1 protein-coding gene is annotated in these 281 nt (G+C 45.2%); it reads right to left on the bottom strand.

Translation table 11 applies throughout. The features are described 5' to 3' along the window. Positions 1-281 (bottom strand): TonB-dependent receptor domain-containing protein (locus AAEZ05_RS28330; RefSeq protein WP_350649891.1); only part of this gene is annotated, 281 nt, incomplete at both ends.

Raw genomic sequence — 281 nt, 5'->3', positions numbered from 1 at the left:
GCTTTATGCTTTGCCGTTTGTGCTGGGGTGTTGCCGATCACATCAGGGTTGAATTCATCCTCTGTAATCTCAGCATCGGTATAGCTGTAGCTTGCATTGATATCTACCCAGTCATTGAGCATGTGGCTGCCTGAAACTTCAAACCCTTTGGACGTAATTTCACCCGTTTGTGTTTGACTTCTATAGTTGATTTCGTCAGCCACCACTACATTTTTTTGGGTGATATCAAATACTGCTAATGTCCCTTGTGTGGCGCGATCGGCGGAGAGATATTTGACACC

This window comes from Pseudomonas sp. HY13-MNA-CIBAN-0226, from assembly GCF_040310305.1.
In the GTDB taxonomy this organism is placed as follows: Bacteria; Pseudomonadota; Gammaproteobacteria; order Pseudomonadales; family Pseudomonadaceae; genus Aquipseudomonas; species Aquipseudomonas gregormendelii.
The sequence above is the reverse complement of the archived record's forward strand: the minus strand, read 5'-3'. Positions and strand labels throughout refer to the sequence as shown.